At 30.2% G+C, this 17,218-nt stretch carries 19 protein-coding genes; 12 read left to right on the top strand and 7 right to left on the bottom strand.

Annotation, left to right across the window (positions count from 1 at the left end; all coding sequences use genetic code 11):
• Complete coding sequence (hisC, locus tag ABXT65_RS06225; protein ID WP_415323133.1) at positions 1-1,083, bottom strand: histidinol-phosphate transaminase; 1,083 nt, start codon at positions 1,081-1,083, stop codon at positions 1-3.
• Positions 1,084-1,265: 182 nt separating this feature from the next.
• On the opposite strand from hisC, the gene metX reads away from it, so the two are divergent.
• The 12 genes from metX (at position 1,266) to ABXT65_RS06285 (ending at position 10,316) form a co-directional block, all read left to right on the top strand.
• Positions 1,266-2,384, top strand: coding sequence for a homoserine O-acetyltransferase MetX (metX, locus tag ABXT65_RS06230; protein WP_415323135.1), 1,119 nt, complete (start codon positions 1,266-1,268; stop codon positions 2,382-2,384).
• Positions 2,385-2,386: 2 nt separating this feature from the next.
• Positions 2,387-2,983, top strand: a complete 597-nt coding sequence (gene metW / locus ABXT65_RS06235) for a methionine biosynthesis protein MetW (RefSeq protein WP_415323137.1) — start codon at positions 2,387-2,389, stop codon at positions 2,981-2,983.
• Positions 2,984-3,703, top strand: a complete 720-nt coding sequence (gloB, locus tag ABXT65_RS06240) for a hydroxyacylglutathione hydrolase (RefSeq protein WP_415323139.1) — start codon at positions 2,984-2,986, stop codon at positions 3,701-3,703.
• A gap of 63 nt (positions 3,704-3,766) precedes the next feature.
• Entirely contained in the window at positions 3,767-4,183 is a 417-nt protein-coding gene (gene rplU / locus ABXT65_RS06245) for a 50S ribosomal protein L21 (protein WP_415323141.1), read from the top strand.
• Between the two features lie 12 nt (positions 4,184-4,195).
• Positions 4,196-4,450 carry a 50S ribosomal protein L27 gene (gene rpmA / locus ABXT65_RS06250; RefSeq protein ID WP_271525759.1) on the top strand — a complete coding sequence of 85 codons (255 nt, stop codon included), beginning with the start codon at positions 4,196-4,198 and terminating at the stop codon, positions 4,448-4,450.
• A gap of 30 nt (positions 4,451-4,480) precedes the next feature.
• Positions 4,481-5,464, top strand: a complete 984-nt coding sequence (gene cgtA / locus ABXT65_RS06255; protein ID WP_415323143.1) for an Obg family GTPase CgtA — start codon at positions 4,481-4,483, stop codon at positions 5,462-5,464.
• Positions 5,454-6,560 (top strand): glutamate 5-kinase, encoded by a 1,107-nt coding sequence (gene proB / locus ABXT65_RS06260; RefSeq protein WP_415323145.1) that lies wholly within the window; start codon positions 5,454-5,456, stop codon positions 6,558-6,560. Before cgtA ends, proB begins: the two co-directional genes overlap by 11 nt.
• Position 6,561: 1 nt before the next feature.
• Positions 6,562-7,812, top strand: a complete 1,251-nt coding sequence (locus tag ABXT65_RS06265) for a glutamate-5-semialdehyde dehydrogenase (protein WP_415323147.1) — start codon at positions 6,562-6,564, stop codon at positions 7,810-7,812.
• Entirely contained in the window at positions 7,778-8,335 is a 558-nt protein-coding gene (gene nadD / locus ABXT65_RS06270) for a nicotinate (nicotinamide) nucleotide adenylyltransferase (RefSeq protein WP_415323148.1), read from the top strand. Before ABXT65_RS06265 ends, nadD begins: the two co-directional genes overlap by 35 nt.
• A gap of 17 nt (positions 8,336-8,352) precedes the next feature.
• Positions 8,353-8,703 carry a ribosome silencing factor gene (rsfS, locus tag ABXT65_RS06275; RefSeq protein ID WP_415323150.1) on the top strand — a complete coding sequence of 117 codons (351 nt, stop codon included), beginning with the start codon at positions 8,353-8,355 and terminating at the stop codon, positions 8,701-8,703.
• A 2-nt stretch (positions 8,704-8,705) separates the two neighbouring features.
• A complete protein-coding gene (locus tag ABXT65_RS06280) occupies positions 8,706-9,839 on the top strand; it encodes a S41 family peptidase (protein WP_415323152.1) in 1,134 nt (377 codons plus the stop codon).
• Complete coding sequence (locus tag ABXT65_RS06285; protein WP_415323154.1) at positions 9,840-10,316, top strand: RNA pyrophosphohydrolase; 477 nt, start codon at positions 9,840-9,842, stop codon at positions 10,314-10,316.
• Here the strand turns inward: ABXT65_RS06285 and atpC are convergent.
• From atpC to priA, 6 genes are all read right to left on the bottom strand, one after another.
• On the bottom strand, positions 10,309-10,701 hold the full coding sequence (gene atpC, locus ABXT65_RS06290) for an ATP synthase F1 subunit epsilon (RefSeq protein ID WP_415323156.1): 393 nt from the start codon (positions 10,699-10,701) through the stop codon (positions 10,309-10,311). The two genes, ABXT65_RS06285 and atpC, sit on opposite strands and share 8 nt — an antisense overlap.
• Positions 10,701-12,119, bottom strand: a complete 1,419-nt coding sequence (atpD, locus tag ABXT65_RS06295; RefSeq protein WP_415323158.1) for a F0F1 ATP synthase subunit beta — start codon at positions 12,117-12,119, stop codon at positions 10,701-10,703. Before atpD ends, atpC begins: the two co-directional genes overlap by 1 nt.
• A gap of 2 nt (positions 12,120-12,121) precedes the next feature.
• Positions 12,122-12,997 (bottom strand): F0F1 ATP synthase subunit gamma, encoded by an 876-nt coding sequence (locus ABXT65_RS06300; RefSeq protein ID WP_415323160.1) that lies wholly within the window; start codon positions 12,995-12,997, stop codon positions 12,122-12,124.
• Positions 12,998-13,000: 3 nt separating this feature from the next.
• Positions 13,001-14,536, bottom strand: a complete 1,536-nt coding sequence (gene atpA / locus ABXT65_RS06305; RefSeq protein ID WP_415323162.1) for a F0F1 ATP synthase subunit alpha — start codon at positions 14,534-14,536, stop codon at positions 13,001-13,003.
• Complete coding sequence (atpH, locus tag ABXT65_RS06310) at positions 14,537-15,094, bottom strand: ATP synthase F1 subunit delta (protein ID WP_415323164.1); 558 nt, start codon at positions 15,092-15,094, stop codon at positions 14,537-14,539. It lies immediately after the preceding gene.
• A 109-nt stretch (positions 15,095-15,203) separates the two neighbouring features.
• Positions 15,204-17,159, bottom strand: a complete 1,956-nt coding sequence (priA, locus tag ABXT65_RS06315; protein WP_415323166.1) for a primosomal protein N' — start codon at positions 17,157-17,159, stop codon at positions 15,204-15,206.
• Positions 17,160-17,218: the final 59 nt, after the last annotated feature.

Raw genomic sequence — 17,218 nt, forward strand, 5'->3', positions numbered from 1 at the left:
TTAATTAAATATAACCTTAATTTCTTTTATAAATTTTGCATTCTCTATTTTAGATCCAATTGTTAATCTTAATTTGTTTTTAATATTGTACCCGTCTTCTGTTGATCTTAATATAATTCCTTTTGATTGTAGTTTATTAAAAACATAATTAGCTGAAAATTTACATTTATCAAAATTTAGTAATAAAAAGTTAGCCGTCACCTCATTTGAAAAAATGTTTAGTTTTTCTAGGATGTTTTTAACTTTATTTGCTTCCATAATATTATGCTTCACAGATTGGTTAATAAAATTTCTATCTTTTAAAGCTTCTGTTGCTGAAATTTGTGCTAGTTGATTTACATTAAATGGTGGTTTAATTATATTCATTGCATTAATAATTTTTTTTGAACCATAACCCCAACCAACCCTCAAAGAAGCTAACCCATAAATTTTTGAAAAAGTTCTTATTACAACTACATTGTCTTTATTTTTAAATAGATCTAAACTTGATTTATAATCTTTGTTTTTCATATACTCAAAATATGCATCATCCATAACTAATAGAATATTTTTTTTTAATTTTTTTCTTAGTTCTAATAATTCTAATTTATTTAAATAAGTACCAGTTGGATTATTTGGGTTAGCAATAAAAACTATTTTTGTTTTTTTTGTAACTCTTTTAATTATCTCTGCTACTGAAACCTTAAAGTTTTTTTCTTTTGAAAAAATAACTTTTGCTCCAACAATTTGCGCATAAATTCTGTACATTAGAAAGCTATATTGAGGTACAATCACCTCATCTGATGATTTCAAATATAGCTGACAAATCATCTGAATAATCTCATCTGACCCTGCGCCACATATAATTTTATTAAAATCACAATTAAACTTATTTGAAATTTCTTTTCTTAAAACTTGCGCTTTACTGTCTGGGTATTTAGATAAAATCAGATTTTTGTTATTTAAAAGTCTTTTTACTTTCGGACTAACTCCTAATGCTGACTCATTGGCCGATAATTTTATAATATTTCGAGCTTTACCAATTTTAGATTTTCCTGGTTTATAAGCTTCTATTCTAAATTTTTTAAACTTTGGAACTGTCATTTTATTAATCTTATAAATAAAATATTAAACTTTCATACAGAATAAGTCATTTTTTAAAATATTTGACATAAGAAATACTATCTAGTACAAAAAAAGTGCGCTGATTTAACTGAATTGCGAGCGCTTAAAAAAAACCGCTAAATATGTTTTTTTCTCTCACAATTCAATTTTAGTTATTATTTATGAATAAAAATATAAACATAAAAAGTTTAATAATTGACAAACCATTAAAGTTAGATTGTGGCCAGACTATTAACAATTTTCCTTTAGCCTATGAAACATATGGTTCTCTTAATGAGAAAAAAGATAATGCAATTTTGGTCTTTCATGCCTTAACTGGTGATCAGTTTGTGTCTGGAATAAACCCAATAACTAAAAAAGATGGTTGGTGGTCTTATGCTGTAGGCCCAGATAAAGCTATTAATACAGATAAGTATTTTGTAATTTGTGCAAATGTAATTGGTGGGTGTTTAGGTTCTTTTGGTCCTAGTAATACTAACTCTGAAACAAATAAAATTTATGGAACCACCTTCCCCGTTATTACAATAAACGATATGGTAAATGCACAGCATAACCTTTTAGAATTTTTAAAAATTGAAAAATTATTTGCAGTCATGGGTGGATCTATGGGTGGCATGCAAGTTCTTCAATTTGTAAGTAATTTTCCTAGTAAAGCAAAAATAGCAATTCCAATTGCATGTACTTCAAGTCATTCAGCACAAAATATTGCTTTTAATGAACTTGGTAGACAGTCCATAATGGCTGACGCAAATTGGTTGGATGGAAGCTATGCAAATCAAAATAAAAACCCTGATAAAGGCTTATCTGTTGCAAGAATGGCTGCTCATATAACCTATTTATCTAAAAATGGCTTACAAGAAAAGTTTGGAAGAAAATTACAAGAAAGAGATGATTTAAAATTTAGTTTTGATGCAGATTTCCAGATAGAAAGTTATTTAAGGTACCAAGGAAGTGTGTTTGTAGATAGGTTTGATGCAAATAGTTATTTATATATTACAAGGGCTATGGATTATTTTGATTTAACCAAAGAATATAATGGAAATTTATCAAAAGCCTTTGAAAAAACTAAAACTAAATTTCTTTTGATATCATTCACTTCTGACTGGCTTTACCCAACTTCTGAAAATAAAGAAATTGTTATAGCTTTAAATGCCATAGGTGCTGATGTTGCCTTTGTTGAAATTGAGTCAGATAAAGGGCATGATTCATTTCTTCTAGATGTTCCTGAGTTTTTAAATACTTTAAAAGATTATATTAATAATTCCTATTTAAAAAATTAAAGATGAAACAAGAATTTAAAATAATTTCAGATTTTATTGAAAAAAATACAAGAGTTTTAGATGTTGGATGTGGAGACGGAACATTAATGGAGTTTCTACAAAAAAATAAAGAAATAGACATAAGAGGGATTGAGATTTCTAAAGTTAACTCTCAAAAATGCGTAAGCAAAGGTCTAACTGTAATCGAGGGAGATGCCGAAAAAGACCTTTATCAATTTCCTAATAGTTCTTTTGATTTTGTAATATTAAGCCAAACACTTCAAGCTTTCCTAAATCCAGAAATAGTTATTCAGGAGCTATTAAGAGTGGGGAAAAAAGCGATTGTTACTGTGCCAAATTTTGGGTTTTGGAAAGCAAGACTCCACCTGTTAATCAAAGGAACAATGCCAATTACAAAAAATCTACCTGATGAATGGTATAACACTCCCAATATTCACATGTGTACAATTAAAGATTTTTATAAGTTCTGCCATGATAGAGATATTAAATTAGATAAAGCATTGGCTCTTCACAATGAAAAAGCTTCTTTTATTAATGAGGCAAACCTTAATATAAAAAATTTATCAGCTGAGTTAGGAATTTTTTTAATTGAGAAATAAATGAAGATTCAAATAATACCCTGCTTGCAAGATAACTACTCTTATTTGATAATTGATGAAGAAAATAATATTGCTTGTGTGGTTGACCCCAGTGAAGCTGAACCTATTATTAAATACCTAGAAAATTCCCAAATTAAATTAAAGTTTATATTAAATACACATCATCATTATGACCATGTAGGAGGAAATCAAAAATTAAAAGAAAAGTATGGAGCAAGTGTTGTTGGATATGAAGGAGATAGGGAAAGAATTCCAGGAATAGATATACTAGTAAATGATCAAGAAACCTGGATACATAAAAACTTTGAAGCAAAAATAATTCACATTCCAGGACATACACTTGGTCATATATGTTTCTATTTTTACAAAGATGAATCTGTTTTCACTGGAGATACTCTTTTTTCTTTAGGTTGTGGAAAGATATTTGAAGGGACATATACCCAGATGTTTGATTCCTTGAAGAAACTAAAAAAGCTACCAAAAAATACAAAAGTTTTTTGTGGTCATGAATATACACTACAAAATTCAAAGTTTTGTATGGTTCACGATGAAAATAATGAAAATCTCAAAGTTAAATTAAATGATATAAAAATAAAATTAAAAGCTGGCCTTTCGACTATTCCATCTACTATTAAAGATGAATTGGAGTGTAATATTTTTCTTAGGTCAAGCAATATAGAAACCTTTTCAAAACTGAGGGATTTAAAGGACAATTTCTAGCTTATTCGGACTTGACTATAATAGGCTCCCGACTATATTGCTGCTTATAAAAAAAAGATTAAAATGTCATACGCAATCATACAAACAGGTGGAAAACAGTACAAAGTAAAAGCTGGCGAAATCCTTAAAATTGAAAGATTAGAGGATTCTAAGCTTGAAACTAAGATAGAATTTAAAGAAATCCTAGCCTACGGGGATGATAAAAATATTGAAGTTGGCTCACCAACAGTTGAGGGTGCAAAAGTTGAAGCAGATCTTGTTGAAAATGGAAAAAATAGAACAATATTAATTTTCAAAAAAAGAAGAAGACAAAATTCTAGAAGAAAAAATGGTCATAGACAGCAATATTCATTAATAAGAATTAGTAAAATATTTTCTAAAGATGGTAAAATTTTATCTGAAGCGGAAAAAATGGTTAAACCTACTAAAAAAATTGAAAAAGTAGAAACTAAAGTTGAAGCTAAAGCAGTAAATAAATAAATTAGGTAAATTATGGCTACAAAAAAAGCAGGTGGATCATCGAGAAATGGAAGAGATAGTGCTGGTCGTAGACTGGGCGTTAAGAAGTACGGTGGTGAAGTAGTAATTCCTGGAAACATAATTGTTAGACAAAGAGGGACTAAAATTTTTCCTGGTGAAAACGTAGGAATGGGAAAAGATCATTCAATTTTTTCTGTTGTTGAAGGAAAAGTTGTGTTTAAAAAAGGTAGATTAGATAGAACGTTCGTTTCTGTAAAACCCAATTAGTAGTACAACTAAAAAATCAACAGTTGTAATATGAAGTTTCTAGATCAAGTAAAAATTTATGTAAAGGCCGGCAATGGTGGGCATGGTTCTCCTAGTTTTCGTAGGGAGAAATTCATTGAGTACGGTGGACCTGATGGTGGCGATGGAGGTAAAGGTGGTACCATATTCCTAAGATCAGAAAGAAATTTAAATACTCTTATAGATTACAGATTTCAACAACATCACAAAGCTGGAAGAGGAGTGAACGGTTCTGGACAAAATCGTACAGGTCATGGAGGAGGAGATTTATTTTTAAAAGTTCCAATAGGCACACAAGTTTTTGAAGAAGATAATAAAACTTTAATTTATGATTTTAAAAAAGAAGGTGAAGAATTTATTGTAGCTAAAGGTGGTAAGGGTGGCCTTGGGAATACTAGATTTAAAAGCTCTACAAATAGGGCTCCAAAAAAATTTACAAAAGGTGCCATAGGTGAAGAATATGTGATTTGGCTTCAGTTAAAAACTATTGCTGATGTTGGTATTGTAGGTTTACCCAACGCAGGTAAATCTAGTTTGCTAGCAGCCATTACAAATGCCACACCTAAGATAGCAAATTATAAGTTTACAACTTTAAACCCAAACCTTGGTGTTGCAATTTATGATGATAAAGAAATAACTTTAGCTGACATACCTGGACTAGTTGAGGGTGCGCATGAAGGTGTGGGTCTTGGAATTCAATTCCTAAAACACATAGAAAGATGCAAAACATTAATGCATTTAATAGATATTACTGATGAAAATATTGAAAATACGTACCAACAAGTAAAAAAAGAGCTTGGTAGTTACAGTAAAAAAATTCTGGATAAAAAAGAAATAATTGTATTAAATAAAACAGACTTATTAGATAAAGAAGAAGTGGAAGAGATTGTGAAAAATTTTTCTAAGGATAAAGAATCTGAAGTGGTAACTCTATCAACGCTAGAGAAAGGATCTATATCAAAAATTAAAGCTAAATTGCTCTCATATGTATCTTAAGGACTCTAAAATAATTGTAATTAAAATTGGCTCCTCTTTATTAATTGATGAGAATAAAAAAATTAGAAAGAAATGGCTTTCTGAATTTGCCAAAGATATTCGTGAATTAATTAAAGAAAACAAAAAAATTATTATTGTAAGCTCAGGTGCTATTGCAATAGGTTGTAAAAAACTTAACTTAAATAAAAAAAATCTTAAAATTGATAAAAGTCAGGCTGTAGCATCTATCGGGCAAATTGGGCTTATGAATTTATTTTCAGAAACCTTTGTTAAAGAAAAAATTAATATATCTCAAATTTTGCTTACATTGGAAGATACAGAACAAAGAAGAAGGGCATTGAATGCAAAAAGAACTTTTGATAATTTATTTCAATTAGGCTTTGTGCCTATTGTTAATGAAAATGATACTATAGCAACTACAGAAATTAAATATGGTGATAACGACAGACTAGCTTCTAGAGTAGCACAAATATCTGGGGCTGACTCACTGATACTTCTTTCTGATGTTGATGGTCTTTATACTCAAAATCCAAAAATTTATAAAAATGCACAACTATTAAAAGAAATAAAAAATATTGATAAAGATATAGAAAAAATTGCAACTAAGAGCGTTAGCGAATATGGGACAGGTGGAATGAAAACTAAAATTGATGCAGCAAAAATCTGTCAACTATCAGGATGCCAAATGGTAATAGCTAATGGCCTGTTAATGAGACCTATTAAAAAAATAATTAAAGATAATAACTGTACTTGGTTTTTGCCAAAAATATCCAAATTAGATGCTAGAAAAAAATGGATTATCAGTTCAATTTCACCTAAAGGAGAAATTATTATTGACGATGGCGCTACACAAGCACTTTCGAATGGTAAGAGCCTATTGGCAGCTGGAATTATAAAAGTATCTGGTAAATTTAAAAAAGGTGACCACATAAAAGTTTTAAATAAAAAAAATTCTGAATGTGCTAGAGGCTTAAGTTCATTCTCATCTGATGAGATATTAAGAATTATGGGGCACCAATCTAAAGAAATTGAAAAAATATTAGGATATGTTGCTAAATCAGAAGTTATACATAAAGATGATATGGTAGGGGTATAAAATGAGTCAATATATGAATTTAAAAGGACAAAATGCAAAAAAAGCAGCTCTTGAAAAAATTAATACTAAAGTAAAAAATAAAATTCTAACTAGATATGCCTCATTATTAGATAAAGAGAGGGATTCTATAATTAGAGCAAACACAAAAGATATAAAATTTGCTTTAAAAAAAGGATTAAAAAATAATTTAATCGATAGACTAACTATTAATCATAAAAAAATAGATAATATAAAAGACTCAATAAATAAAATTACTAAACTAAAAGATCCTATTGATAATACTCTTGAAAAATGGAGTAGACCTAATGGATTAAAAATTAAAAGAGTGTCTATACCCATTGGAGTTATTGGTGTTATTTACGAAAGTAGACCCAATGTTACTTCTGATGTTGCTAGCTTATGTTTTAAGTCTGGAAATGCTGTAATTTTAAAAGGTGGGTCAGAAGCAATAAACACTAATAAAATTTTAGCTAGATTATTTCGAAAAGCTCTCAAAGAAAATAAGGTTAATGAAAATTTTATTCAATTTGTAGACTCTAAAAATAGAAAAATGGTTGATTATATGCTTTCAAGAATGAAAGATTATATTGATGTGATCATACCTCGTGGTGGAAAAAATTTAGTAAAAAGAGTTCAAGAGTTTTCAACCGTACCTATTATTGGACATTTAGAAGGTCTATGTCACACCTTTGTAGATAAAGATGCAGAACTAAAGATGGCTATAGATATCATCTATAATGCTAAATTAAGAAATACCGGTATTTGTGGTGCTACTGAAACAATTTTACTTCATGAAAAAATTGTTAAAAAATTTTGTAATCCTATTTTAAAAAAACTAGAAGAAAATAACTGTAAAATATATGGGGATAGTTTTTTAAATAAACATTATAAAGGAAAAATTTCTATTGCTAAAGAGAAGGACTGGTCTACAGAATACTTGGCAGCAACAGTATCCGTAAAGACTGTAAAAAATTGTGAAGAAGCAATCAATCATATTAACAAATATGGAACCATGCATACAGATTCTATAATTACTAAAAATAAAAAGACTGCTAAAAAATTTTTAAAAGATGTCAAAAGCTCAATAGCTATGCATAACACATCAACACAGTTTGCTGATGGTGGAGAGTTTGGGTTTGGTGGAGAGGTTGGTATCTCAACAAACACTCTTCCTCCAAGAGGGCCTGTGGGATTAGGTCAGCTTATTTCTTACAAATATGAGATTGTTAGCAACGGTCAAACTAGAAAATAAATTGAAACCTGAAAAAATGAAAATTGGTATTTTAGGTGGTACATTTGATCCAGCGCATAAGGGGCATTTAGAGATATCGAAGCAGGCAAAAAAAAGGTTTGAACTAAAGAATATTGTTTGGGCAATTACAAAAAAAAATCCATTTAAAAATGAAAGTAAATCAAGCTTAAGAAGCAGAATGCAATTTGCCAAAAAATTAATAGGCAAAAATGATTATATTAAAGTAAAGTTTTATGAAGAAAAGATAGGCTCTAACAGAACAGTTGATTTAATTGAACATTTAAGCAAAGAGGAAAAAAACGAAATTTATTTCATTATGGGTGCTGACAATCTCATAAATTTTCACAAATGGTATAAATGGAAATCTATTATAAAAAAATGCAATATTCTAGTATTCGACCGTCAAGGGTATAAGGCTAGGTCATTAAAGTCAGTGACTTTTACTGGAGCAAATAAAAAAAACTTAACTTTTGTTAATTTCAATAAAGTTAATATTTCATCTTCTCAATTAAGAAAAGTTTGATAAGGTTTATTTAATAGATGAAAAAAAATACAAATCTAAAAAAAATTATATTAGATACGCTAGACTCCAACAAGGCATTAGACATAATTTCTATTGATCTTAAGAATAAAAGTTCAATGGCAGACTACATGATCATAGCGAGTGGAACTTCTTCAAGACATATTCAAGCCTTATCAGAACAGGTATTAGAAAAACTAAGAGCCAATGGGGTTAAAAATTCTAAAATAGAAGGAAAAGAAAGTTTAGACTGGAAGTTAGTTGATGGCATTGATTTGATCGTTCATATATTTAATCCGGATAAACGAAAATTTTATGAACTTGAAAAAATATGGTCTGAGCTAATTCCTAAAGAAAAAGTAATGATATAAAAATGATAAAAAAAATCCCCTTTTTTTTTATTATTTCCTTATTTGTTTTTGAAAAAAGTTTTTCTGAAAATTTTGATATATATAAAAAGATAGACTTATTTGGTGAGGTGCTTGAAAAAATTAATAAAGAGTATGTTGATGAAGTAGATCAATCTAAAAGTATGGATGCTGCTATAAATGGATTGCTACAATCTCTAGACCCCTATTCCGCTTACATGACTCCTGAAAGTTTTGAAGGCATGCAAACTGAAACAAGTGGTGAATTCGGTGGACTTGGTATTGAAGTTGGCATGGAGGCAGGTGTTATAAAAGTAATTTCTCCAATTGATAATACACCCGCCTCAAAAGCTGGATTAAAAGCTGGTGATTATATTGTAAAAATTAATAATGTGCAGGTGCAGGGAAAATCATTAATGGAAGGGGTTGATTTAATGAGAGGACCTGTTGGATCAAGTATTGAAATTACCGTTAGAAGACGTGGTGTCAAAAAAGCATTGATCTTTAATATAACAAGAGAAATTATTGAGGTTCAATCAGTCAAATCTGAACTTATAAACAATAATATTGGTTATATTAGGCTCACTTCCTTTAACGAAAATAGTAGTGAACAAATTAAAGAAAAAGTTAATAACCTAAAGAAAAATAAAGAACTAAAAGGATATATTTTGGATTTAAGAAATAATCCTGGTGGTTTACTTTCTCAGGCAATTAAAATTTCAGACTTCTTTTTAGAAAATGGTGAAATTGTTTCAACGAAAAGTCGAAAGGTTTCAGAAAACAGAAAATGGTTTGCAAAAAAAGGAGATATAACAAACGGTAAAACATTAATTATACTTATTAACTATGGATCTGCATCAGCATCAGAAATAGTAGCTGGTGCATTAAAAGACCATAAAAGAGCTATTATACTTGGGGAAAACAGCTATGGAAAAGGTTCCGTACAATCAATAATACCTTTAAGGAATAGAGGTGCTATCAGATTAACAATTGCAAAATATTATCTACCCTCGGGTAAATCTATTTCTGAAGTAGGTGTAACACCTGATATAGAGGTAGTAGAAGGTTCAGAGAATTTTAAATTTAATTCTGAAACAGATAATCAATTAAACTTTGCTTTAAAACTACTTGGTGGATAAATGACAAACCAAAATTTAGATTTACCTCTTAGAAGTGGGGTTGGAATTGTTGTATTAAATAAAAAAGATCAAGTTTTTGTTGCAAAAAGAATAGATAATCAAAAAAATTTTTGGCAAATGCCTCAAGGTGGTGTTGATAACGGTGAAGACTATTTAACTGCTGCTTATCGAGAACTAGAAGAGGAAACTAGCATTAAGAATGTAGGTCTAATTAAAGAACTGCATGGACTAATCTCTTACAAGTTACCTAAGGATTTATTGGGAATTATCTGGAAAGGTAAATATAGAGGTCAAGAACAAAAATGGTTTGTAATGAGATTTTTAGGACAAGATAGTGAAATTGATATTAAAACTAAAAATCCAGAATTTTGTGAATGGAAGTGGATTGATCTCGAAAATATAACCGACCTAGTTGTAGACTTTAAATTGCACGTGTATGAAGATGTTAAAAAAAAAGTAAAAGAGATTATTAATTAAGAGTTTTTAACACATCAATTTTTTGATCCACTAAATACTTATTTTGATCTGTAATTTCATTATTTTTTGAGTGTTCCTCTGCTTGCGTAAGCATCTCACTAATTTTATCTTTATCAATATCTTTAATATTAAAAATAGAGCTTGTTAGTACTGATAAATTATTATTCTTAAATTCAACAATTCCATCTTCAACATAATAATTTTCTTCTCCAGATTTAGAAAATATTTTAATAATTCCAGGTTTTAAGAATGAAATAATCGAGATATGGTCTTTTAAAATCCCCATTTCTCCCTCAAAAGCAGGCACAACAACTTCTGTTACATCTTCTTTTGAAAGAAAAGATTTTTCAGGGTTTACTATTTCTATTTTAAACTCTTCACTCATTATGCAGCTGCATCTTTCGCCATTTTTTCTGCTTTTTCTACAGCTTCTTCAATTGTTCCTACCATATAAAATGCAGCTTCTGGTAAATGATCATACTCACCATTACAAATTGCTGCAAAACCTTTGATCGTAGATTCTAAATCTACTAGTTTTCCAGGTGAGCCTGTAAAGACTTCTGCAACAAAGAAAGGTTGTGATAAGAATCTTTGAATTCTTCTGGCTCTTGCTACTGTTAATTTGTCTTCTTCAGAAAGTTCATCCATTCCTAAAATTGCAATAATATCTTGAAGGGATTTGTAAGTTTGAAGAATTTTTTGTACTTCTCTAGCAACCCTATAATGTTCATCTCCAACTATTCTTGGATCTAAAATTCTAGAAGTAGAATCTAAAGGATCAACTGCTGGATAAATTCCAATTTCAGCTATTTGTCTAGATAATACAGTTGTTGCATCTAGGTGAGCAAAAGATGTAGCAGGTGCTGGATCAGTTAAGTCATCTGCTGGTACATAAATCGCCTGCACAGATGTGATTGATCCCTTATTAGTTGTTGTAATTCTTTCTTGAAGGTTACCCATATCTGTTGCAAGTGTAGGCTGATATCCAACGGCTGAGGGAATTCTTCCTAATAGTGCAGAAACTTCTGAGCCTGCTTGGGTAAATCTAAAGATGTTATCAACAAAGAAAAGTACATCTTGTCCTTCTTGATCCCTAAAATACTCAGCTACAGTTAAACCTGTTAAGGCAACTCTTGCTCTAGCTCCTGGAGGTTCATTCATTTGTCCATACACTAGTGCTGCTTTTGACCCTGGTCCCTCAGGTTTAATAACTCCTGAATCTATCATCTCATGATAAAGGTCATTTCCTTCTCTAGTTCTTTCTCCAACTCCTGCAAATACTGAAAATCCACCATGTGCTTTTGCTACGTTATTAATTAATTCCATAATAAGTACTGTTTTACCAACACCCGCACCTCCGAATAAACCAATTTTTCCACCTTTGGCATATGGTGCTAATAGATCAACTACTTTAATTCCTGTAACTAGAATTTCCGTTTCTGTTGATTGATCACTAAATTCAGGTGCCGCTCTATGGATTGGCCACTTTTCTTTTGTTTTAACTTCACCTTTTTCATCAATAGGTTCACCTATTACATTTATAATTCTTCCTAAAGTTTCAGGACCAACTGGAACCATAATAGGAGAGCCTGTAGCAGTTACTTCGTCTCCTCTTTTTAATCCTTCTGTAGCATCCATTGCAATTGTTCTAACACTTGATTCTCCAAGGTGTTGCGCAACTTCCAAAACTAATCTGTTATCACCATTTTTGCATTCTAATGCTGATAAAATTTCTGGTAATTCTCCTTCAAATTTGACGTCTACTACTGCTCCAATAATTTGTGTAATTTTTCCTTTGCTCATAATTATAAACTTTCCGCTCCTGATATGATTTCAATTAGTTCTTTTGTAATAGCTGCTTGACGACTTCTATTATACTCAATAGTAAGCTTGTCAACCATTTCACCCGCGTTCCGAGTTGCACTGTCCATTGCGCTCATTCTTGAACCCTGTTCGCTAGCTGAATTCTCTAACATTGCTTTAAAAATCTGCGTAGATATATTTTTAGGCAATAAGTTGCTTAAAATCTCATCTTCATCTGGTTCAAATTCATAATTATCATCAGAAGAGTTTCCTTCTACTTCAGGAGTTTTTAAAGGTATTATTTGTTGTTCTTGGGGTATTTGAGTAATTACATTTTTAAATTTATTGTAAAAAATCGTACATACATCAAATTCTTTTTTTTCAAAATTTTCAATTATCAACTTTCCTATTTTTTCAGCATCTAAATAATTAATAGTTTTTGAATCTTTAAACGATATTCTCTCAACAATATCATCTTTGTAAACTCTCTTTAATTGATCATAACCCTTAGATCCTACGGTTATAATTTTTAAAGTTTTTCCTTCATTGGATATTTTTTTAAAATAAACCTTAGCTTTTTTAATAATATTTGTATTAAAACCACCACATAGACCACGATCAGATGTTAAAATAATGCATAAGTGCACCTTCTCTTCACCTGTTCCTGAAAGTAACTTAGGTGCATTTTCCTTATCAGAAATACCACTAGATAAATTAAGAATAATATTATTCATCTTTTCAGAATAAGGTCTTCCCTTTTCAGCATTTTCTTGTGCCCTTCTAAGTTTAGCAGCTGCAACCATTTTCATGGCTTTGGTAATTTTCTGTGTAGACTTTACACTTGCTATTCTTTTTTTTAAGTCGTCTAGCGTTGCCATATTTTAAGAATTAAAGTTTTTCTTGAGTTCCATTATTGTTTCCACTAATAGTTTTTCAGTATCCTCTTCAAGCTTACCTGAGCTTGAAACAGATTCGAAAATTTCAGGCTTTTCAGATTTACATTTTTCTATAATTTTAGATTCAAAAGCAGCAATATCCTTAAGCTCTACATCATCTAAATAACCTTTAACTCCACAAAAAACAGAAATTACCTGTTCAGCAACTGTCATTGGAGAATATTGTTTTTGTTTTAGAAGTTCAGTTAGCTTTGAACCTCTATTTAAAAGTTTTTGCGTTGATGCATCTAAATCAGATCCAAATTGTGCAAAGGCAGCCATTTCTCTATATTGAGCAAGTTCTAGTTTCATTGAACCAGAAACTTTTTTCATTGCTTTTGTTTGTGCTGCAGATCCAACTCTAGAAACAGATAAACCAACGTTAATCGCTGGTCTAATACCTTGGTTAAATAAATCTGTTTCAAGAAATATTTGTCCGTCAGTAATTGAGATCACGTTAGTTGGAATAAATGCTGATACGTCTCCGCCTTGTGTTTCAATTATTGGAAGAGCAGTTAATGATCCTCCTCCATGCTCATCACTTAGCTTAGCAGCTCTTTCAAGTAATCTACTGTGTAAATAAAATACATCCCCTGGGTACGCTTCCCTTCCTGGAGGTCTTCTTAATAAAAGTGACATTTGTCTATAAGCTACAGCCTGTTTAGATAAATCATCATAAATTATTAATGCATGCATACCATTATCTCTATAGTATTCACCCATAGTACAGCCTGTATAGGGCGCTAAGAACTGAAGTGGCGCTGCATCTGAAGCGGTAGCAGCTACAATTGTTGTGTATTCCATTGCACCAGCTTCTTCTAAAGTTTTTTGAATTTGTCTAACTGTAGATCTTTTTTGGCCTATAGCGACATAGATGCAATAAAGTTTTTGCTTCTCATTGCCAGATTCATTTATTTTTTTCTGGTTAATGATTGCATCAATGGCAACTGCAGTTTTTCCCGTTTGTCTGTCACCAATAATTAATTCACGTTGTCCTCTTCCAACTGGAACTAGACTATCAATTGACTTCAAACCTGTTTGCATTGGCTCACTAACAGATTGTCTTGGGATAATTCCTGGAGCTTTTACTTCAACTCTACTTCTTTTTGTTGCTTTATCTAAAGCACCTTTGCCATCAATTGGATTTCCTAATCCATCAACAACTCTTCCTAATAATTCTTTTCCAACAGGTGCATCAACAATACTTCCTGTTCTTTTAACAACATCACCTTCTTTAATTTTTCTATCATCTCCAAAAATTACAACTCCAACATTTTCACTTTCTAAGTTTAGAGCCATTCCTTTTGATCCGTCAGAAAATTCTACCATCTCTCCAGCTTGAACGTTGTCTAATCCATATACTCTAGCAATACCGTCTCCTACTGATAAAACTTGACCAACCTCAGTCACTTCTGCTTTATCACCGAATTTTTTGATTTGCTCTTTTAATATCTTTGTTACTTCTGATGGGTTTATATCCATTTATGCCTCTATCATCCTATTTTCGAGTTGTTGTAATTTATTTTTAATGGAAGTGTCCACCATTGTGCTTCCGACTTGCACAATCAAACCCCCAATTAAACTTGCATCATGTTTGTAGTTTAATTTTATTTTTGAACTAAAATTTTTAGTTAATTCTTCTTTTATATTGTTAATTTCATTTTCAGAAAGATCTTTTGCAGAAGTCAATTCTGCTTTTAATTCACCTCTTTTAATTGAGCATGTTTCAACAAAGCTTTTTAAAATTTTATCTACATAAAAGAACCTTCTTTTAGATATTAGAAATCTTAAAAATTTTGTTAATAATTCATTTAATTTATATTGTTCTGAAATTTTGCTTAGAGCATTAAGCTGATCTTCTTTATTATTTGTAGGATCTTTAATTAAAGACTTAAAATCTTCACTTGAAGCAATTAAATTAATAATTGAAGCAGAGTGTACTTCAACCTCATTTAACACATTAGCTTCTATAGCTAATTCATAAAGCGCCAGAGAGTATCTGTCAGCTGATGTTTCTGAAAAACCTTTATTTTTGCTCAATTTACTGTTCCTTATAAATAATTGAAGATTTATTAAAATTCTGCTTTAATTAACATATGACCATAAGCTCTTCAAGTCACACATTGTCTAAAAGTGTTGTTTTTGTCTATTAATTGAAGTTTATTGGATCAACATCAACCGTTAGTTTCATTCCAGTGGTAAATTTAAATTTTTGAATGGCTTTTGCTAGTGAATTTTGGACTTTTAAAGACTTTCGTCCCCTAATCAAAAGTCTCACTCTAAATCTTCTTTTTAATCTAAATATAGGTGCATTCACAGGTCCGAGAACTCTGCCATCCACAGCACCTTCTATAAAAGTTTTAAATTTATAAGCTTCTTTTTCAAGTTCTCTTTCATTGTTACCTGTAATTATTAAAGCAATAAATCTTTGAAAAGGTGGAAGATTATTTTCTCTTCTAATTTCAAGTTCTTTATCCAAAAAAATATCTGGATCCTTATTTGTAATATCTGTAATCATCTTTGTATCTAAATTGTAAGTTTGAAAATAAACCGTTGCAGGCTTTCCTGTCCTTCCTGCTCTACCTGAGAGTTGGTGATATAATTGTAAATTCTTTTCTGCACCTCTTAAATCATGACCTTGTGATGATAAATCGATGTCTACCACAACAATACAATTTAAACTTGGAAAATGAAATCCTTTTGAGATTAATTGAGTTCCAATTAAAATTTGGATTTCGTTATTTATAATTTTTTCTAAAATTTGTGATGAACTTTTTTTATTCATAGTATCGCTAGAAAAGATAGTTGTTTCCTTAGTGGGGAAAATTTTTTTGACTTCTTCTGATATTCTTTCAACGCCAGGCCCACTAAAAATAAAATCACATTTTCCTTCTTTTGAACAATCTCTATTTAGTAAAGCTTTATATCCACAGTAGTGACATAATAAGTTTTGTTTATTTTTATGATAAACCAAATTTATAGAGCAATTCGGGCAAGAATAACTGGTAAAACATTTTTTACACAACACATGTGGAGAAAACCCTCTTCTATTTAAAAAAAATAAAATTTGATCTTTTTTTTCAAGGTGAATCTTTACCTTCTCAATTGTTTCTTTTGAAATCCAGGATTGAGATTCTAATTTTGAGTTATTTAAATTAATAATTTCATAATTAGGTAATGATGCATTTAAATATCTTTGATCAAGTTTTGATAAACTATATTTACCTTTTTTAATATTATCATAGGTTTCAATAGACGGAACTGCAGTTATTAAATTAATTGGAATATTTTCAAAGGATGCTCTTGAAATTGCCATATCTCTTGCATTATATATTACACCCTCATCCTGTTTATAAGATTGATCATGTTCTTCATCAACAATAATTAATCCCAGTTTCTTAAAGGGTAAAAACAATGAGGACCGAGCACCAATTACAACTTTAATTTTATCATTAGCAATTCCACTCCATATTATTTCTTTATTTTTTTTAGTTATTCCAGAATGCCAAACAGCTGGTTTAAAGCCAAAGAATTCTATAAATTTATTTTGAAACTGACCAGTTAGTCCAATTTCAGGTAATAGAATTAAGCCTTGAAAACCCTTGTTAATTATATCCTTTAAGGCCTCAAAATAAACCATAGTTTTACCAGATCCTGTAGTGCCCTGTAAAACGTGTACTCTAAATTTTTGATTAGAAACATTCATTTTCTTCAAAGATTTTTTTTGTTCTTTTGAAAGAACAATTTTATTTTGCTTAATATCAATTTTAAATTGTTCATAAACTTCACTTGAAATCTCCTCTATGGCATTACTGCTTAATAATAAAAGCTTTAAGGCCATACCTTTTGGAATCATGTTGTATTCTGAGAACCAGTTTAAAAACTTAATAGTATTTTTTTTTAAAGATGGAACATTTAGTTTTCTTGCAACTTTTTTAATTGCAAAATTTTTATTTGTTTTTTTTTCAAACTCATCCCAAACTACCCCTGTAAGCTCAGATTTTCCAAATGGTACAACTACATAGTCACCTACTTTAAGTTTTAAATCAGAGTCATAAGTAAATGGGTGATTAAAAATATTTGGTATGAGAATGGGTATTTTCATATTGCTGAATGGTCTTATCTTAACTAGTATTAACTATACTTCAAAATAATTACGATAAC

Origin of the sequence: Candidatus Pelagibacter sp. Uisw_127 (assembly GCF_047722515.1) — a bacterium.
Taxonomy (GTDB): Bacteria; Pseudomonadota; Alphaproteobacteria; order Pelagibacterales; family Pelagibacteraceae; genus Pelagibacter.

What these genes read in the sequence shown, in the direction of transcription:
- ABXT65_RS06280 (WP_415323152.1), top strand. Translation starts at nt 8,706, where the DNA reads ATGATAAAAAAAATCCCCTTTTTTTTTATTATTTCCTTATTTGTTTTT.
- rpmA (WP_271525759.1), top strand. Translation starts at nt 4,196, where the DNA reads ATGGCTACAAAAAAAGCAGGTGGATCATCGAGAAATGGAAGAGATAGT.
- rplU (WP_415323141.1), top strand. Translation starts at nt 3,767, where the DNA reads ATGTCATACGCAATCATACAAACAGGTGGAAAACAGTACAAAGTAAAA.
- atpD (WP_415323158.1), bottom strand. Translation starts at nt 12,119, where the DNA reads ATGAGCAAAGGAAAAATTACACAAATTATTGGAGCAGTAGTAGACGTC.
- cgtA (WP_415323143.1), top strand. Translation starts at nt 4,481, where the DNA reads ATGAAGTTTCTAGATCAAGTAAAAATTTATGTAAAGGCCGGCAATGGT.
- hisC (WP_415323133.1), bottom strand. Translation starts at nt 1,083, where the DNA reads ATGACAGTTCCAAAGTTTAAAAAATTTAGAATAGAAGCTTATAAACCA.
- atpA (WP_415323162.1), bottom strand. Translation starts at nt 14,536, where the DNA reads ATGGATATAAACCCATCAGAAGTAACAAAGATATTAAAAGAGCAAATC.
- metX (WP_415323135.1), top strand. Translation starts at nt 1,266, where the DNA reads ATGAATAAAAATATAAACATAAAAAGTTTAATAATTGACAAACCATTA.
- priA (WP_415323166.1), bottom strand. Translation starts at nt 17,159, where the DNA reads ATGAAAATACCCATTCTCATACCAAATATTTTTAATCACCCATTTACT.
- ABXT65_RS06285 (WP_415323154.1), top strand. Translation starts at nt 9,840, where the DNA reads ATGACAAACCAAAATTTAGATTTACCTCTTAGAAGTGGGGTTGGAATT.
- ABXT65_RS06300 (WP_415323160.1), bottom strand. Translation starts at nt 12,997, where the DNA reads ATGGCAACGCTAGACGACTTAAAAAAAAGAATAGCAAGTGTAAAGTCT.
- ABXT65_RS06265 (WP_415323147.1), top strand. Translation starts at nt 6,562, where the DNA reads ATGAGTCAATATATGAATTTAAAAGGACAAAATGCAAAAAAAGCAGCT.
- atpC (WP_415323156.1), bottom strand. Translation starts at nt 10,701, where the DNA reads ATGAGTGAAGAGTTTAAAATAGAAATAGTAAACCCTGAAAAATCTTTT.
- gloB (WP_415323139.1), top strand. Translation starts at nt 2,984, where the DNA reads ATGAAGATTCAAATAATACCCTGCTTGCAAGATAACTACTCTTATTTG.
- metW (WP_415323137.1), top strand. Translation starts at nt 2,387, where the DNA reads ATGAAACAAGAATTTAAAATAATTTCAGATTTTATTGAAAAAAATACA.
- nadD (WP_415323148.1), top strand. Translation starts at nt 7,778, where the DNA reads ATGAGATTGTTAGCAACGGTCAAACTAGAAAATAAATTGAAACCTGAA.
- proB (WP_415323145.1), top strand. Translation starts at nt 5,454, where the DNA reads ATGTATCTTAAGGACTCTAAAATAATTGTAATTAAAATTGGCTCCTCT.
- rsfS (WP_415323150.1), top strand. Translation starts at nt 8,353, where the DNA reads ATGAAAAAAAATACAAATCTAAAAAAAATTATATTAGATACGCTAGAC.